The sequence below is a fragment of the Amycolatopsis sp. NPDC004747 genome, assembly GCF_053601335.1.
The window spans coordinates 119,675-135,196 of the sequence record NZ_JBSGBQ010000024.1; the positions used below are offsets into that span (position 1 = coordinate 119,675).

Here is a 15,522-nt window from a genome sequence, read left to right on the forward strand (position 1 = left end):
GATTCCTCCTCTGTCCTTGCCGGACATCTCACGCCGACCTGCGCGGCACCAGTTCGGTGTCGAGCACCGTGCACCGGCGCGGGGCCGCGCCGTCGATCATCGCCAGCAGCTCGGCCGTCATCCGGGCGCCCATCTCCTCGACCGGCTGGCGCACGGTGGTGAGCGGCGGGTCCGTCCAGCAGCTGATCGGCAGGTCGTCGAACCCCACGAGGGCGACGTCTTCGGGGACCTTCCGGCCCGCGCGGCGAAGCGCGCGCAGTGCCCCGACCGCCATCATGTCGGAGGCGGCGAAGATCCCGTCGACGTCCGGACGGCGGCTCAGCAGCCGGGACGTCGCGTACTCGCCCGACGCCTGCCCGAAGTCGCCGCACACCACGAGGGTTTCGTCGTACCGGCCGGCCCGCGTCATCGCCTGCCGGTACCCGAGCAGCCGGTCGACCCCCGCGGTCATGTCCTGCGGCCCGGCGACGGTCGCCACGACCCGGCGGCCGCCGTCGAGCAGCCGCTGGGTCGCCAGCCGCGCCCCGCCCTGGTTGTCGGCGTCCACGTACGGCAGCCGTCCCGTCCGCCCCGGCTGGCCCGGCCGCCCGCCGAACACCACCGGGATGCCGAGCCAGTCCAGGTCGAGCGGGCGGCGGCCGTGCATGCCGACGACGAGTGCGCCGTCGACGTGCCCGCCGTCGAGGTACCGGACCACCGGCGACTGGTAGTCGTCGGTGGCCGGCACGGTGAGCAGCACGAGCTGCACACCCACCGCGGTCAGCTCCCGGCCGACCCCGGCGGCGATCCGCGGGAAGTACGGGTCGGTGAACAACCGCGGCACTTCCTCGCAGACCACCAGCGCGATCGAGCCGGTGTGCCGGGAGCTGCTGGCCTTCGCCGCCCGCTGCCGGGCGTAGCCCAGCGCCAGCATCGCCGACTCCACCTGCTTGCGGCGTTCCGGGCTCACCCGCGGGAAACCGTTGAGCACGCGGGAAGCCGTGGCGATCGACACCCCGGCCGCCCGCGCGACGTCGGCCAGGGTGGGCCGGAACCCCGGCGATTCGACCACGGACACGGGCTCAGGCACGCTGGAGCTGGAACCGCTGGTTGGCGTTCCCGGTGAACGTCCACTGGGAGATCCGCGCGCCGTCGGCGGTGGAAACGCCCCAGACGTCCAGTGCCAGGCCGCTCAACCGGTTGACCAGGCTCACCGCGCCGCTGCCCTGGTCGACGACCCGCCACTGCTGCGCCGTGGCGTTCGTGTCGGCCTGCTGGCTGATGTCCGCGCCGCTGTTGGCGTTCGCCGCGGTCAGCACGAGCCCGCTGTGGCGCGCCCGGACGCGGTAGTAGCCGTCACCGGAGTCGACGAAGTCGAACTGCTGGCTGAGCCCGCCGTTGGCCGACTCCTGCTCGATGAGCGCGCCGGCCGCCGTCGAGGCACCGGTGATCCCGACGACCTTGTTGCTGTGCTGGGCGGTCAGCCGGTAGTTCACGCCGGTCTGGACCGGCGGCGTGGGCGGGGTGGTGGTGCCGAACTGCGTGATGAACTTCCACACCTCGCCCGAGGTCCAGGTCTGCCAGCCGCTGCCGCCGCCGTCCTTCGGGCCCGGGTCGTGCCCGCCGTCGAAGGCGGCCCAGACGACCGGGTACCCGGCCCGGCAGCCGGAGTAGGCGGTGACGATGTGGGTCCGGCTGCCACCGGCGGGCTCCGGCGGGTTCTGCGGGGTGCAGCCGTTGTTGCGCACGAACGTGTCGCGCAGGGCCCGGCCCTGCGAGATGTTCAGGACGGTGTCGCCGATGCCGTGCATGCCGATGTAGGCGACCGGCTGGGTGCCGCCGTTGCAGCCGCTGAGGTTGGCCCCGGAGTAGACGGCCACCGCGCGGAACACGTTCGCGCGGGCGCAGGCGAGGGCGTAGCTCATGGCGCCGCCGTAGCTGAAGCCGCCGGCGAACACCTGCGTGGTGTCGACGCACAGGGCACCCTCGAGCTGCTTCAGCAGGTCGTCGATGAAGGTGATGTCCTGCCCGTTCGGGTTGGCCCAGCCGTTGTTGTTGCCCTGGGGCGCCACGAAGATGGTGTTGTTGCCGGAGCTGTCGGCCAGCCGGCGGAGCCCGTAGTAGGACCAGTTGTAGCCGTCGGTCCCGCCCGAGTCGACGTCGTTCATGGTCCCGCCCAGCCAGTGGAGACCGACGAACAAGCGGTACTGGTGGTTGTTGTCGTAGTTGGCCGGGACCCGCAGGATGTAGCCGCGGTTCTGGCCACCACTGGAGATCGTGTGGTTGCCGCTCGCCAGCCCGGGTGCCTTCCCGCACCCCGCGGTGCCGGCAGCCGCGACGGCCGGTGCCGCGGCGGGGTCGGCGGCGGGGGCGGCCTGCGCGGTGCCACTCACCCCCAGCGCCAGCACGGCTCCGATCACGGCGGAGGCGAACAGGGATCTCTTCACCATCACAAAGGCTCCCTCTGCTTGTAAACAGCACTGTCTACGGACGTCGTCGTCCTCCCGGTCCGGGGGTCCTCCCGGGAGCGTAAGGGTCCACAATGGAGCGTCCGGCCGATGCGGTCACCGGCCGAAGAGCCGCCGCTGGATCTCCCGGCGGTAGTCCTCCAGGGTGTTGTCCAGGTGGACGCCGGCGGCGTGGGCCGCCGCGTCCGGGTCGCCGTCCCGGATCGCCCGGTAGATCGCGTCGTGCTCCTCGATCGCGCCCACCGCGTGCCCGCCGATCGCGCCGGACATCCCGATGATGTTCGACTGGCGTTGCAGGCGGCGGGCCTCGCCGACCGCCGCGACGAGGAACTGGTTGTGCGACGCGGCGGCGATCCCGGCGTGGAAGTCGTCGTCGCCCCGGTCGAACAGGGCGGTCTGCCCGGTCAGGTGGCCGTGCCGGCAGGTGTCGGCGGCGGCCTCGATCGCGCGCAGCTCCGCGGGGGTGGCGTTGGCCGCGGCCAGCCGGCTCGCCGCCGTCTCCTGGATCCGGCGGAATTCGAAGAGCATGTAGACGTGGTCGAGGTCGGCGGGCAGGAAGAACCCGCGCAGGCGGGAACCGCCGAGCATGCCCTCGTCGTCGGAGACATACAGCCCACGTCCTTTGTGCGCTCGCACCCGGCCGATGGCCGAGAGGATCTTGACGGCCTCCCGCACCATGGTCCGGCTGGTGCCCATCCGCGCCGCCAGCTCGTTCTCGGTCGGCATCCGGTCGCCGGGCCGCAGTTCCAGTTCGGCGATCAGCCGGAGGATCTGCTCCGCCACCACTTCGTAGCCGGGGCGGTACGGGACAGGCGGTGCTACTTCCTCGTCACGGGTCACGTAATGAGTATGACTCAGCGAGTCCGGTCAGCACCTTACCTCCTCCGGGCGCCATCCGGTCAATCTCGACCGAGGCGGCCTGAAAGTTACACCTCGGGCGCCCGCCACCGGGTCAGGACGGAGCAATGAGCCTGCTCCTCGCTTGACGCCGGGGAGACGCGCTGTTCTCATGGATCCCCGACACCACAACGGAAAACCCGTCAGGCAGCCTCGAAACTTTCGAAAGCCGCCGGCCCCGCGACGCGTCGGATGAGTCGTACACATCCTGCCCGGTCCGTCACCGGCCGGAGGCCGGTCCGGCCCCGCGCCCGGCCGGCCGGGTGCCCGGTTCCAGTACACAGTGGACGGTTGGCGCCACCCCGTCCCGGAGAGGTGCACGCCCATGCCGCCGCGCATCGCCGCCGCGCTCGTGACCGCACTAGTGGTGACCGCGCTCGCCACCCCGGCCGCCCACGCCGCGACCGTCACCATCGCCGTCGCCCCGGACGGCAACGACTCGAACCCCGGCACCCCGGCCCAGCCGGTCGCCACCCCGGCGAAGGCCCAGGAGCTGGCGCGCGCGCAGTCGGCGGCCAACGACGTCGTCGTGCAGCTCGCCGGCGGCACCTACCGGCTGACCGCCCCGCTGCGGCTCACCGCCGCGGACTCGGGGCAGAACGGCCACACCGTCACCTGGCAGGCCGCATCCGGCCAGAAGCCGGTCCTCTCCGGCGGCAGCCAGGTCACCGGCTGGTCGGTGCAGGACGCCGGCCAGAACATCTGGGTGGCCTCCGTGCCGGTGGGCGCCGACTCGAGGCAGCTGTTCGTCGACGGCGCGCTCGCCCCGCGCGCGGGGATCCCGATCTCCCGCAACGACGTGCAGTTCACCACCAGCGGCATGACGATCACCAATTCGGCGCTGAACTACCTCGCCACGCTGCCGCAGCAGAACCGGATCGAGGTGGAGAGCCAGAACTCCTTCACCGACCGGTACGCCCCCGTCGACCGCATCAGCGGCACCTCGATCGTCATGCAGCAACCCGCCTGGAACAACAACAACTGGGGCTACGACACCCTCGCGAAGCCGTTCGGCGGCGGTCAGCTGTTCCTCGAGAACTCCTACTCCTTCCTCAAGAACACCGGCCAGTGGTACCTCGACCCGCAAGCTGGGAAGCTGTACTACAAGGCGCCCGGCGGCTGGGTCCCCGGCAGCCACGACGTCGAGCTCCCGCGGCTGCAGTCACTGCTGCAGATCGGCGGCACCCTCGACAACCCGGTGCGCGGCCTCGCCTTCAAGGGCCTGAACTTCGAGCACACCACCTGGCTCACCCCCAGCACCTCGGTCGGGTACGCGAACCAGCAGACGGGCACGTTCCTCCCGGCCGCGGCCCCGATGCCGGGCGACTTCCTGACCTCCTGCCAGTCCGGCTGCCGCCAGTTCGAGGGCGCCCGCAACACCTGGGCGCAGGCACCGGCCGCCGTCCAGGTTTCGGCGGCCACCGGGATCACCTTCAGCGGCAACACCTTCACCCACCTCGGCCAGGTGGCACTGGGCATCGGCAACGACGCGAACGCGCACGCCTCCGGTGTCGGCCTCGGCGCGTCGTCGATCACCGTGGACCACAACACCTTCACCGAGAACTCCGGCGGCGGCATCATCGTCGGCGGCGTGCGCCCCGACGCCCACCACCCGTCGAACGCCGCGATGACGAACAAGGACGTCACCATCTCCTACAACACGGTGAGCCGGGTCGCCCTGGACTACCGCGAGATGGCCGGCATCCTCTCGACCTACGCGACGCACACCGTCATCACGCACAACGACGTCTCGAACCTGACCTACGACGGCATCGACGTCGGCTGGGGCTGGGGCGCCAACGACCAGGGCGGCAGCCAGGACTACCGCAACCGCGGCCTGTACGACTACCAGCCGGTGTACTCGACGCCGACCACGCTGCGGGACACCGTCGTCAGCTACAACCGGGTGCACGGCACGAAGAAGCTGATGCACGACGGCGGCAGCATCTACAACCTCTCCGCCAACCCGGGCAGCTCCATCGACCACAACCACATCTACGACAACAACCGCACGGTCGGCCTGTACCTCGACGAGGGTTCGCGGTACGTCTCCGTGTCGGCCAACGTGATCCAGGACTCCGGGGTCTGGGCCTTCACCAACGCCAACGGCAGCAACAACACCAACGACAGCACCTTCAGCGGCAACTGGTACAACGGCGGCGCGACCCAGGTGGCCACCGGCCCGCCGCACAACAACGTCCTGACCGGGAACGTCCAGGTCAGCGGCACGAACTGGCCGTCGGGCGCGCAGCAGGTCATCGCCGCCGCCGGCACCGGCGGGAGCACCACCCCGGCCGAGGGCCCGGTCCGCGCCCTCGGCAAGTGCCTGGACGTCAACGGCGTCTCCACCACGCCCGGCGCCGCGGTCCAGCTCTGGGACTGCAACGGCGGGACCAACCAGGCCTGGGCCCGGACCGCCGCGGGCGAGCTGACCGTCTACACCGGCACGCGGTGCCTCGACGCCAGCGGCCAGGGCACCACCCCCGGCACCAAGGTCGTCATCTGGAACTGCAACGGCCAGGCCAACCAGCAGTGGCAGGTCGCCGCGAATGGCAGCATCACCGGTGTCCAATCCGGACTGTGCCTGGACGTGACCGGGTCCGCCACCGCGAACGGCACCCTCGTCCAGCTGGCCACCTGCACCGGCGCGAACAACCAGAAGTGGACTCTCGGCTGACGAACAGAGGAGTTCGGCCATGGCCTCCCGCAAGCTGCTCAGAACCCTCCAAGCCGCCGTGGCGGCCGTCCTCCTGGCCACCGGCGCGGTGGCCGCCACGGGCGCCCCGGCCCAGGCCGCCACGCAGGAGGCGTGCGACCTCTACGCCGCCGGCGGCACGCCGTGCGTCACGGCGCACAGCACCACGCGTGCCCTCTTCGGCGCGTACAACGGCCCGCTGTACCAGATCCAGCGGGCCTCGGACCAGCGCTACCTCGACGTCGGCCTGCTGGCCGCCGGCGGTGTCGCGGACTCGGCCCCGCAGGTCTCCTTCTGCGCCGGCACCCGGTGCACGGTCACGAAGATCTACGACCAGACCGCCAACCACAACGACCTGCCGATCTCCTGGGGCGGGCTCTGGAAGGGCCCCGGCCCGAACGGCTCGGACGTCGGCGCGGACGCGATGGCGCTGCCGGTGACGGTCGGCGGGCACCCCGTGTACGGCATCAAGGTCACCCAGGGCGTCGGCTACCGGATCGACAACGCCAAGGGCGCTCCGGTCGGGGCCCAGCCGGAGGGGGTCTACATGATCACCTCGTCCAACTACGTCAACCAGTGGTGCTGCTTCGACTACGGCAGCGGCGAGGTCTCCCACACCGACACCGGCAACGCCACGATGAACGCCATCTACTGGGGCACCGCCTGCTGGTTCAACGGCTGCACCGGCACCGGCCCGTGGGTCGAGGCCGACCTCGAGAACGGCATGTACCACACCGGTTCCGGCTCCAACAAGGACCCGAACAACCCGGGCGTGCACCACCCGTTCGTCAGCGCGTGGCTGAAGAACAACGGCACCAGCAACTTCACCCTGAAGTACGGCGACGCCACCACCGGCAGCCTCACCACGCCGTACTCCGGCGGCCTGCCCCGCGGCTACTCGCCGATGAAGCTGGAGCCGTCGATCCTGCTGGGCACCGGCGGCGACAACAGCAACTCCGGCGTCGGCGAGTTCTTCGAAGGCGCCGTCACCAGCGGCTTCCCGACCGACGCCACGGAGAACGCCGTGCAGGCCAGCGTGATCGCCGCCGGCTACGGCAGCGGCGGCAGCAGCTCCAACACCGGTGCGGTGCACGCGGTGGGCGCGAACAAGTGCCTCGACGTCAACGGCGTGTCCACCACGCCCGGCACCGCGGTCCAGATCTGGGACTGCAACGGCGGCACCAACCAGACGTGGACGCGCACCGGCGCCGGCGAGCTGAACGTCTACAGCGGCGGCAACCTCCGCTGCCTCGACGCCTCCGGCAAGGGCACCACGCCCGGCACCAAGGTCATCATCTGGAACTGCAACGGGCAGAACAACCAGCAGTGGACGTTCACCGCGAACGGGACCGTCACCGGTGTCCAGTCCGGGCTCTGCCTCGACGTCACCGGCTCCGGGACCGCGAACGGCACCGGGGTGCAGCTGGCCACCTGCACCGGCGCGAACAACCAGAAGTGGTCACTGAGCTGAAAGGCGCTCCCCCATGTCTTCGTTCGAGCTGTCGCGGCGCCGGCTGATCGTGGTGGCCGGGGCCGCCGCGGCCGCCGGCCTGGTCCGCGTCCCCGCGGGGTGGGCCACCGAGGGCCCCAGCAGCTACACGCCGAGCTGGGCGTCGGTGGACCAGCACCCACCCGCCCCGGAATGGTTCCAGGACGCCAAGTTCGGCATCTACTACCACTGGGGCGTGTTCAGCGTCCCGGCCTTCGGCAACGAGTGGTACCCGCGGAACATGTACATCGGCGGGTCCAACGAGAACAACCACCACAAGCAGGTGTTCGGCGACCCGTCGGCGTGGCCGTACCAGAACTTCATCAACGGTGCCCGCGACAAGGCGGGCAACTGGGTGCAGTTCGCGCCCAAGCTCAAGTCGGCGGGCGGGAACTTCGACCCGGCCGAGTGGGCGCAGCTCTTCGCCGACGCCGGCGCGAAGTTCGCCGGGCCGGTCGCCGAGCACCACGACGGTTATTCGATGTGGAACAGCACGGCCAACGAGTGGAACTCGGTCAAGACCGGGCCCAAGCTGGACCTGCTGCGGCTGCACGCGGACGCGATCCGCGCGAAGGGCCTCAAGCTGCTCGCGGCGCTGCACCACGCCTACCACTTCACCGGTTACTACGACCACGTGCCGAACCAGTCCACCGAGTCGCTGCGCCGGCTGTTCGGCCAGAACGGCACGCAGGCGGAGAACCAGCTCTGGTTCGACAAGCTCCGCGAGGTCGTCGACGGCTACCAGCCCGACCTCGTCTACCAGGACTTCAACCTGACCCAGGTCGCCGAGGCGCAGCGGCTGAACTTCCTGTCGCGCTACTACAACCAGGCGGTGGCCTGGAACAAGGACGTCGTCGCCACCTACAAGGACGGCTTCGACAATCGCGGGGAGGTCTTCGACTTCGAACGCGGCGGGCCGGGCGACCTGATGAGCCCGTACTGGATGACCGACGACAGCATTTCCAGCTCCAGCTGGTGCTACACGAACGGCATCGGCTACTACTCGATGAAGGCCATCCTGCACTCGCTGCTCGACCGGGTCAGCAAGAACGGCACCATGCTGCTGAACATCGCGCCGATGGCGGACGGCACCATCCCGTCCGGGCAGCGCACGATCCTGCTCGGCCTCGGCAGCTACCTCAAGCGGTTCGGCGAATCCGTCTACGGCACCCGCGCGTGGGCGGTCTACGGCGAGGGCCCGACGAAGATGGGCGGCGGCTCGTTCACCACGCCGGTGGAGGGCACGAGGACCGACGTCCGGTTCACCCGCAGCAAGGACAACACGGTGCTGTACGTGACCGTGCTCGGCTGGCCGGGGAGCACCTTCCCGATCACGACGCTGAGTTCGAGCCGGATCAACCTGGGCAACCTGGTGTCGGCCCAGCTGCTCGGCCCGGACGCCGGCACCGCCACCACCCTGCCCGCTCCGGTCCAGGACGCCTCCGCGCTGCGCGTCCAGCTGCCGTCGGCCAACCCGCCGTTCGACGCGCCGGCGTACGTGGTGAAGCTGACGTTCTCCGGCCAGATCCCCACGCCCGGTTCCGGTCCCCTGCCGACCGGCTGGGCCCGGATCGCCAACGTCGCCACCGGTCTCGTGCTGGACAGCGGCGGCAGTGTCGCGGCCGGCTCCCCGCTCAAGCAGTGGAACTGGGACGGCAGCACCAACCTCCAGTGGCAGCTGACCGACGCCGGCGGCGGGTACGTCCGGATCGTCAACCGCACCAACGGGATGGTCGCCGACAGCCGGGGCAACACCGCGAACGGCGCCACCTGCGCCCAGACGGCGTGGACCGGAGCCACCAGCCAGCAGTGGAAGCTGACCGGCCTCGGCAACGGCCGGTACCAGGTCGTCAACCGGGCCACCGGTACGGCGCTCGACGGCATGGGCAGCACCGCCGCCGGCTCGAGCGTGGGTCTCTGGACACCCAACAGCAGCACGAACAACCAGTGGGCCATCACCGCCGTGTGACGGCCGATCCTCGAGGAGACGAGATGCGCGCACGGCTCGGGTGGCTCGCTGCCGCCGTGGCGGTCCTGGCCGGCACCATGCTGCCGGGTACCGCGGCCGCCGAATCGAACGGCGGGGTCCGGGTGATGCCCTTGGGCGATTCCATCACCGACGGCACCCAGGTGCCCGGCGGGTACCGGATCGGGCTCTGGCAGCGGGTCACCGCGGGTGGCTACCAGGTGGACTTCGTCGGCTCCCAGTACAACGGTCCCGCCTCGCTCGGCGACCACGACCACGAGGGGCACCCGGGCTGGCGCATCGACCAGATCGACGCGAACATCGTGTCCTGGCTGCGCAGCAGCACCCCGCACACGGTGCTGCTGCACATCGGGACCAACGACGTCCTGCAGAACTACAACGTCGGCGGCGCGCCCGCCCGGCTGTCCGCCCTGATCGACCACATCACCGCGACGGCACCGGACGCCGAGGTGTTCGTCGCGACGATCATCCCGATCGCCAACAGCGGGCAGGAGGCGGCGGCCCGCACGTTCAACGCCACGATCCCCGGTACGGTGCAGAGCAAGCAGAACGCCGGCAAGCACGTGCACCTGGTGAACATGCACGACGCGCTGACGACCGCCGACCTGATCGACGGTGTCCACCCGACGGCCACCGGCTACGACAAGATGGCCGCGGTCTGGTACTCGGCGCTGCAGTCGGTCCCCGGCAGCATCGGCACCCCCGGCCAATCCTCGGCGAGGCAGCTCGTCGGCACGCAGTCGAGCCGCTGCGCCGACGTCACGTCCTCCGCCGACGGCACCGCGGTGCAGCTGGCCGACTGCGCCGGAGCGCCGTGGACGCCCTCCGGCAAGCAGCTGACGACCGCGGGGAACAAGTGCCTGGACGCGTCCGGGCAGGGGACCGCCGACGGCACCCCGGTGATCATCTGGACCTGTTCCGGCCAGGCCAACCAGCAGTGGAACGTCAACACCGACGGCTCGGTCACCGGCGGGCAGTCCGGCAAGTGCCTCGACGCGACCGGGCAGGGCACCACCGCCGGGACCAAGCTGATCCTGTGGACCTGCAACGGGCAGGCGAACCAGAAGTGGACCTTGCGTGCGGCCGCCTGACCGGGAGCGCTCCCAACAAGGTAGCACCAGAGCGGCGCACTCCGAAAATTGATCACGGCGGCCCTCTTTGCACCGGCCCGTCGCTGTGGTTACATCGATACCACTTCAGATTGAGAGCGCTCCCAGAAAATGCCACAACGACGTGGAGGAGACCGATGAAACTGAGGAACGCCTTGTCCGCGGTGCTGCTCGCCGCGGCCGGGCTCGCGGCGCCGGTCGCCGTCGCCCCGGCCGCGCACGCGGACACGCTGATCTGCGACCAGTACGGCACGACCACCATCGGCGGCCGGTACGTCGTGATGAACAACCGGTGGGGCAGCAGCGCCCAGCAGTGCATCAACGTCACCGGCAGCGGGTTCCGCATCCAGACCCAGCAGGGCTCCACCAGCGGCGGCGCGCCGTTGTCGTACCCGGCGGTCTACGTCGGGTGCCACTACGCGAACTGCTCCCCCGGCTCGCCCCTGCCCCGGCAGCTCAGCCGGATCGGCAGTGCGCCGTCGTCGATCTCCTACACCTACGCCGGCGGCGTCTTCGACGCCTCCTACGACATCTGGCTGGACCCGACGCCGAAGACCAACGGGGTCAACCAGATGGAGATCATGATCTGGTTCAACCGCACCGGCGGGGTGCAGCCGGTCGGCGGCCGGGTCGGCACCACCAGCATCGGCGGGCGCGGCTGGGAAGTGTGGCAGGGCAACAACGGCGGCAACGACGTGGTGTCCTACGTGGCCCAGTCGACCCTTTCGGGCTGGTCGTTCAACGTGCTGGACTTCGTCAACGACGTCGACAACCGCACCCGCGTCGACCGGTCCTGGTACCTCACCAGCATCCAGGCCGGGTTCGAGCCGTGGAGCGGCGGGGTCGGCCTCGCGGTCAACTCGTTCTCCGCGAACGTCAACTAGTTCTCGCCGACGGCCGGGCGCCACGCGGGCGCCCGGCCGTGCGCCGAAAGTTTCGCAACGCGGAAGAATTGTAAATTACACCGGATCGTGGCCATGAATACCGGCCCCGGATACGCTGGCCAATCGAGCGGAATACGGCGCGAAATGGATTTCCGCCCCGCGGCAGACGAAGGATTCCCCGATGAAACTCGCGAAGATCGTCGCCGGTGTGCTGACGGCCTGCGCCGCGCTGGCCGTCGTGCCGGCGACCGCGGCGGTGGCCTCCGAAGCCGCCGCCGCGGTGCCGGTCATGCCGCTCGGGGACTCGATCACGCAGGGCGGCTCGATCGGCGGCTACCGCCTCGACCTCGGCGCGAAACTGCGGGCCGACGGGTACTCGGTCGACTTCGTCGGCTCGCTGGCCGACGGACCGGCGAGCATGCCCGACCGCAACCACGAAGGCCACCCGGGCTGGACCATCGCCCAGATCGACGCCAACGTCACCGGCTGGCTGAACACCTACCACCCCCACACGATCCTGCTCCACATCGGCACCAACGACATGTACGGCAGCGACCCGGCCGGCGCACCGCGGCGGCTTTCGGCCCTGGTCGACCGGATCACCAACCTCGCCCCGGGCACCGAGCTCTTCGTCGCCACCATCATCCCGATCAGCTTCGCCGACCAGACGGTCCGCACCTTCAACGCGGCGATCGCCCCGGACATGCGGGCCAAGGCCGCCGCCGGCAAACGCGTGCACCTGGTCGACATGTACCCCTCGGTCGCCGTCGCGGACCTGCCCGACGGCATCCACCCCAACGCCGCCGGCTACAGCAAGATGGCCACCACCTGGTACAACGCGCTCAAGGCGGTCCCGGGCAGCGTCGGCGGGGACCCGCAGCCCCCGACGGGCGGCGGGCCGTGCACCGCGACCCCGAAGGTCGTCGGCAGCTGGAACGGCGGTTTCCAGGGCGAAGTGACCGTCGCGAACACCGGCACCGCCGCGCTCAACGGGTGGACCGTGCAGTTCACCCTGGCGAGCGGCCAGACCCTCGGCCAGATCTGGAGCGGCACGGCCAGCGGTACCAGCCCGGTGACGGTGAAGAACGTCGCCTACAACGGCGCGCTCGGCCCCGGCGCCACCACGACCTTCGGCTTCCTCGTGTCCGGTCCCGGCGCGGCGAGCCTCGACGCGGCCACCTGCACCAGCCCGTGACCGCGCGCCCGTTCCCCACGAAATGAAGGTGTACACATGAAGACGACATCGCGGTCGTTCTCCCGAGCCGCGGCAGCTTCGGCTTTCCTGGCGGCGTCGCTCGGGGTTTCGCTGGTGCTCGCCAACTCCGCCGACGGCGCGGCCTCGACCCTCGGCGCGGCGGCGGCCCAGAGCGGCCGGTACTTCGGCGCCGCCGTGGCGGCCGGCAAGCTCGGCGACTCGACCTACGTGAACATCCTGAACCGGGAGTTCTCCATGGTCACCCCCGAGAACGAGATGAAGTGGGACGCCACCGAGCCCAACCGCGGGCAGTTCAACTACAGCGGCGGCGACCGGATCCTCAACCAGGCCGTGAGCAACGGCAAGCGGGTGCGCGGGCACGCGTTGCTGTGGTACCAGCAGGAGCCGGGCTGGGCGCAGCGCATGGAGGGTTCCGACCTGCGCTCGGCCATGATGAACCACGTCACCCAGGTCGCCACCCACTACAAGGGCCAGATCTACGCCTGGGACGTCGTCAACGAAGCGTTCGCCGACGGCGGCAGCGGTGGCCGGCGCGACTCGAACCTGCAGCGCACCGGCAACGACTGGATCGAAGCCGCCTTCCGCGCCGCGCGGGCCGCCGACCCGGCCGCGAAGCTCTGCTACAACGACTACAACACCGACGGCGTCAACGCCAAGAGCACCGGCATCTACAACATGGTGCGCGACTTCAAGTCCCGCGGCGTCCCGATCGACTGCGTCGGCTTCCAGTCCCACCTGTCCGGCAACCCGCCCGGTGACTACCAGGCCAACCTGCAGCGGTTCGCCGACCTCGGCGTCGAAGTCCAGATCACCGAGCTCGACATCTCCGGTTCCAACCAGGCGAACGCCTACGCCACGGTGACCCGCGCCTGCCTGGCCGTCGCCCGCTGCGCCGGCCTCACCACGTGGGGCATCCGCGACACCGACTCCTGGCGCACCGGCGAGAACCCGCTGCTGTTCGACGGCAACGGGAACAAGAAGGCCGCCTACAACAGCGTCCTCGACGCGTTGAACTCGGCCACGCCGACCACCCCCACCACCCCGACGACGCCGACCACCACGACCACCCCCACCACCACGACCACCACGACCACGCCGCCGCCGGGTGACTGCAGCGCCTCGGTTTCGCTGAACCAGTGGAACGGCGGCTTCGTGGCCAACCTGAAGGTCACCGCCGGGTCCTCCGCGCTGAGCGGCTGGCGGGTGACGACGAACCTGCCCGGCGGCGCGGCCGTGACCAACGGCTGGAGCGCCACCAACAGCGGCACCACCGGCAGCGTCACCTGGTCCAACGTGTCCTACAACGGCACGGTCGCGGCCGGGCAGTCGACCGAGTTCGGCTTCCAGGGCACCGGCAACGCCCAGGGCATCACGGCGACCTGCGCAGCGAGCTGACCCCGCTCCCCGACGAAGGAGAGACCATCGTGCACCACCGAAAGCGCGTGCTCGCCTGGATGACCGCGGCCCTGTGCGCGATGGCGCTCCTGCCCGGCACCGCGCGCGCCGACAACCCGATCGTGCAGCACATCTACACCGCCGACCCGGCCCCGCTGGTCTACAACGGCCGCGTCTACCTCTACACCGGGCACGACGAGGACGGCTCGACCTACTTCACCATGAAGGACTGGCGGGTCTGGTCGTCGGCGGACATGGTCAACTGGACCGACCACGGCTCGCCGATGAGCCTCGCGACGTTCAGCTGGGCCAAGCAGGACGCGTGGGCCGGGCAGGCCGTGGAGCGCAACGGCAAGTTCTACTGGTACGTGCCGGTGGTCAACCGGTCGACCGGCCGGATGGCCATCGGCGTCGGCGTCGCGGACAGCCCGACGGGGCCGTTCCGCGACGCGATCGGCCACCCCTTGGTGGAAAACGGGGAGATCGACCCGACCGTCTTCATCGACGACAACGGCCAGGCGTACCTGTACTGGGGCAACCCGAACCTGTCGTACGTGCGGCTCAACACCGACATGACGTCGTACTCGGGCGGGATCAACCAGATCCCGCTCACCACGGCCGGCTTCGGCACCCGCCCGAACGGCGGCAGCCGTCCGACGCTGTACGAAGAAGGCCCCTGGGTCTACAAGCGCAACGGCACGTACTACAACGTGTTCGCGGCCAAGTGCTGCTCGGAGTTCATCGCCTACTCGACCTCGCCCGGCCCGACCGGGCCGTGGACCTACCGCGGCACGGTCATGCCCACGCAGGGCAGCAGCTTCACCAACCACCCCGGCGTCATCGACTACAAGGGCGGCTCGTACTTCTTCTACCACAACGGCGCTCTGCCGGGCGGGGGCGGCTACACCCGCTCGGTCTCGGTGGAGAAGTTCGCCTACAACGCCGACGGCAGCATCCCGACCATCAACATGACCACGAGCGGTCCCCCGCCGGCCGACACGCTGAACCCCTTCGTGCGGCAGGAAGCCGAGACGATCAACTGGGAATCGGGGATCGAAACCGAGCCGGCGTCCGAAGGCGGCATGAACATCGGCTGGATCGAGAACGGGGACAACGTCAAGGTCCGCAACGTCGCGTTCGGGGCGGGTGCCAAGACGTTCACCGCCCGCGTCGCCTCCGCGAGCTCCGGCGGCACGATCGAGGTCCGCCTCGGCAGCGCCTCCGGCACCGTGGTGGGCCGCTGCACGGTGCCCGCCACCGGCGGCTGGCAGACGTGGACGTCGGTGTCCTGCCCGGTCAGCGGTGTCACCGGCACGCAGGACCTGGTGCTGCGGTTCACCGGCGGCAGCGGCTACCTCTTCAACGTGAACTGGTGGCAGTTCACCGCCTGAGTTCTCCACCGA

Annotated in this window: 11 protein-coding genes; 8 read left to right on the forward strand and 3 right to left on the reverse strand. The window is 70.2% G+C overall.

Translation table 11 applies throughout. The features are described from left to right. Window positions 1-28: 28 nt before the first annotated feature. From ACWEGE_RS32810 to ACWEGE_RS32820, 3 genes are all read right to left on the reverse strand, one after another. A complete protein-coding gene (locus ACWEGE_RS32810) occupies window positions 29-1,057 on the reverse strand; it encodes a LacI family DNA-binding transcriptional regulator (protein ID WP_449664330.1) in 1,029 nt (342 codons plus the stop codon). Between the two features lie 4 nt (window positions 1,058-1,061). Further along, window positions 1,062-2,429 carry an RICIN domain-containing protein gene (locus ACWEGE_RS32815; protein WP_449664331.1) on the reverse strand — a complete coding sequence of 456 codons (1,368 nt, stop codon included), beginning with the start codon at window positions 2,427-2,429 and terminating at the stop codon, window positions 1,062-1,064. A 114-nt stretch (window positions 2,430-2,543) separates the two neighbouring features. Continuing rightward, entirely contained in the window at window positions 2,544-3,287 is a 744-nt protein-coding gene (locus tag ACWEGE_RS32820) for a FadR/GntR family transcriptional regulator (protein ID WP_449664332.1), read from the reverse strand. 382 nt (window positions 3,288-3,669) lie between these two features. Here ACWEGE_RS32820 and ACWEGE_RS32825 point away from each other — a divergent pair, with 382 nt between their 5' ends. The 8 genes from ACWEGE_RS32825 (at window position 3,670) to ACWEGE_RS32860 (ending at window position 15,510) form a co-directional block, all read left to right on the forward strand. Next, window positions 3,670-6,021 carry a ricin-type beta-trefoil lectin domain protein gene (locus tag ACWEGE_RS32825; RefSeq protein WP_449664333.1) on the forward strand — a complete coding sequence of 784 codons (2,352 nt, stop codon included), beginning with the start codon at window positions 3,670-3,672 and terminating at the stop codon, window positions 6,019-6,021. A gap of 19 nt (window positions 6,022-6,040) precedes the next feature. Then, window positions 6,041-7,510: an arabinofuranosidase catalytic domain-containing protein gene (locus ACWEGE_RS32830; RefSeq protein WP_449664334.1), complete on the forward strand. Its 1,470-nt coding sequence runs from the start codon at window positions 6,041-6,043 to the stop codon at window positions 7,508-7,510. Between the two features lie 13 nt (window positions 7,511-7,523). Then, window positions 7,524-9,497 carry an alpha-L-fucosidase gene (locus ACWEGE_RS32835; protein ID WP_449664335.1) on the forward strand — a complete coding sequence of 658 codons (1,974 nt, stop codon included), beginning with the start codon at window positions 7,524-7,526 and terminating at the stop codon, window positions 9,495-9,497. Between the two features lie 23 nt (window positions 9,498-9,520). After that, window positions 9,521-10,606 carry a ricin-type beta-trefoil lectin domain protein gene (locus ACWEGE_RS32840; protein WP_449664336.1) on the forward strand — a complete coding sequence of 362 codons (1,086 nt, stop codon included), beginning with the start codon at window positions 9,521-9,523 and terminating at the stop codon, window positions 10,604-10,606. Between the two features lie 155 nt (window positions 10,607-10,761). Next, complete coding sequence (locus ACWEGE_RS32845; RefSeq protein ID WP_449664337.1) at window positions 10,762-11,508, forward strand: GH12 family glycosyl hydrolase domain-containing protein; 747 nt, start codon at window positions 10,762-10,764, stop codon at window positions 11,506-11,508. 181 nt (window positions 11,509-11,689) lie between these two features. After that, on the forward strand, window positions 11,690-12,703 hold the full coding sequence (locus ACWEGE_RS32850) for a cellulose binding domain-containing protein (protein ID WP_449664338.1): 1,014 nt from the start codon (window positions 11,690-11,692) through the stop codon (window positions 12,701-12,703). 36 nt (window positions 12,704-12,739) lie between these two features. Beyond that, window positions 12,740-14,119, forward strand: a complete 1,380-nt coding sequence (locus ACWEGE_RS32855) for an endo-1,4-beta-xylanase (protein ID WP_449664339.1) — start codon at window positions 12,740-12,742, stop codon at window positions 14,117-14,119. A gap of 59 nt (window positions 14,120-14,178) precedes the next feature. Continuing rightward, the gene (locus ACWEGE_RS32860) at window positions 14,179-15,510 is read left to right on the forward strand and encodes a glycoside hydrolase family 43 protein (RefSeq protein WP_449664360.1); all 1,332 of its coding nucleotides are present in this window, start codon (window positions 14,179-14,181) and stop codon (window positions 15,508-15,510) included. The last annotated feature ends 12 nt before the right edge of the window (window positions 15,511-15,522 follow it).

Bases quoted from the DNA above. Each gene is read 5' to 3' on its own strand.
- ACWEGE_RS32815 (WP_449664331.1), bottom strand. From the start codon at position 2,429: ATGGTGAAGAGATCCCTGTTCGCCTCCGCCGTGATCGGAGCCGTGCTG.
- ACWEGE_RS32825 (WP_449664333.1), top strand. From the start codon at position 3,670: ATGCCGCCGCGCATCGCCGCCGCGCTCGTGACCGCACTAGTGGTGACC.
- ACWEGE_RS32830 (WP_449664334.1), top strand. From the start codon at position 6,041: ATGGCCTCCCGCAAGCTGCTCAGAACCCTCCAAGCCGCCGTGGCGGCC.
- ACWEGE_RS32835 (WP_449664335.1), top strand. From the start codon at position 7,524: ATGTCTTCGTTCGAGCTGTCGCGGCGCCGGCTGATCGTGGTGGCCGGG.
- ACWEGE_RS32840 (WP_449664336.1), top strand. From the start codon at position 9,521: ATGCGCGCACGGCTCGGGTGGCTCGCTGCCGCCGTGGCGGTCCTGGCC.
- ACWEGE_RS32845 (WP_449664337.1), top strand. From the start codon at position 10,762: ATGAAACTGAGGAACGCCTTGTCCGCGGTGCTGCTCGCCGCGGCCGGG.
- ACWEGE_RS32850 (WP_449664338.1), top strand. From the start codon at position 11,690: ATGAAACTCGCGAAGATCGTCGCCGGTGTGCTGACGGCCTGCGCCGCG.
- ACWEGE_RS32855 (WP_449664339.1), top strand. From the start codon at position 12,740: ATGAAGACGACATCGCGGTCGTTCTCCCGAGCCGCGGCAGCTTCGGCT.
- ACWEGE_RS32860 (WP_449664360.1), top strand. From the start codon at position 14,179: ATGACCGCGGCCCTGTGCGCGATGGCGCTCCTGCCCGGCACCGCGCGC.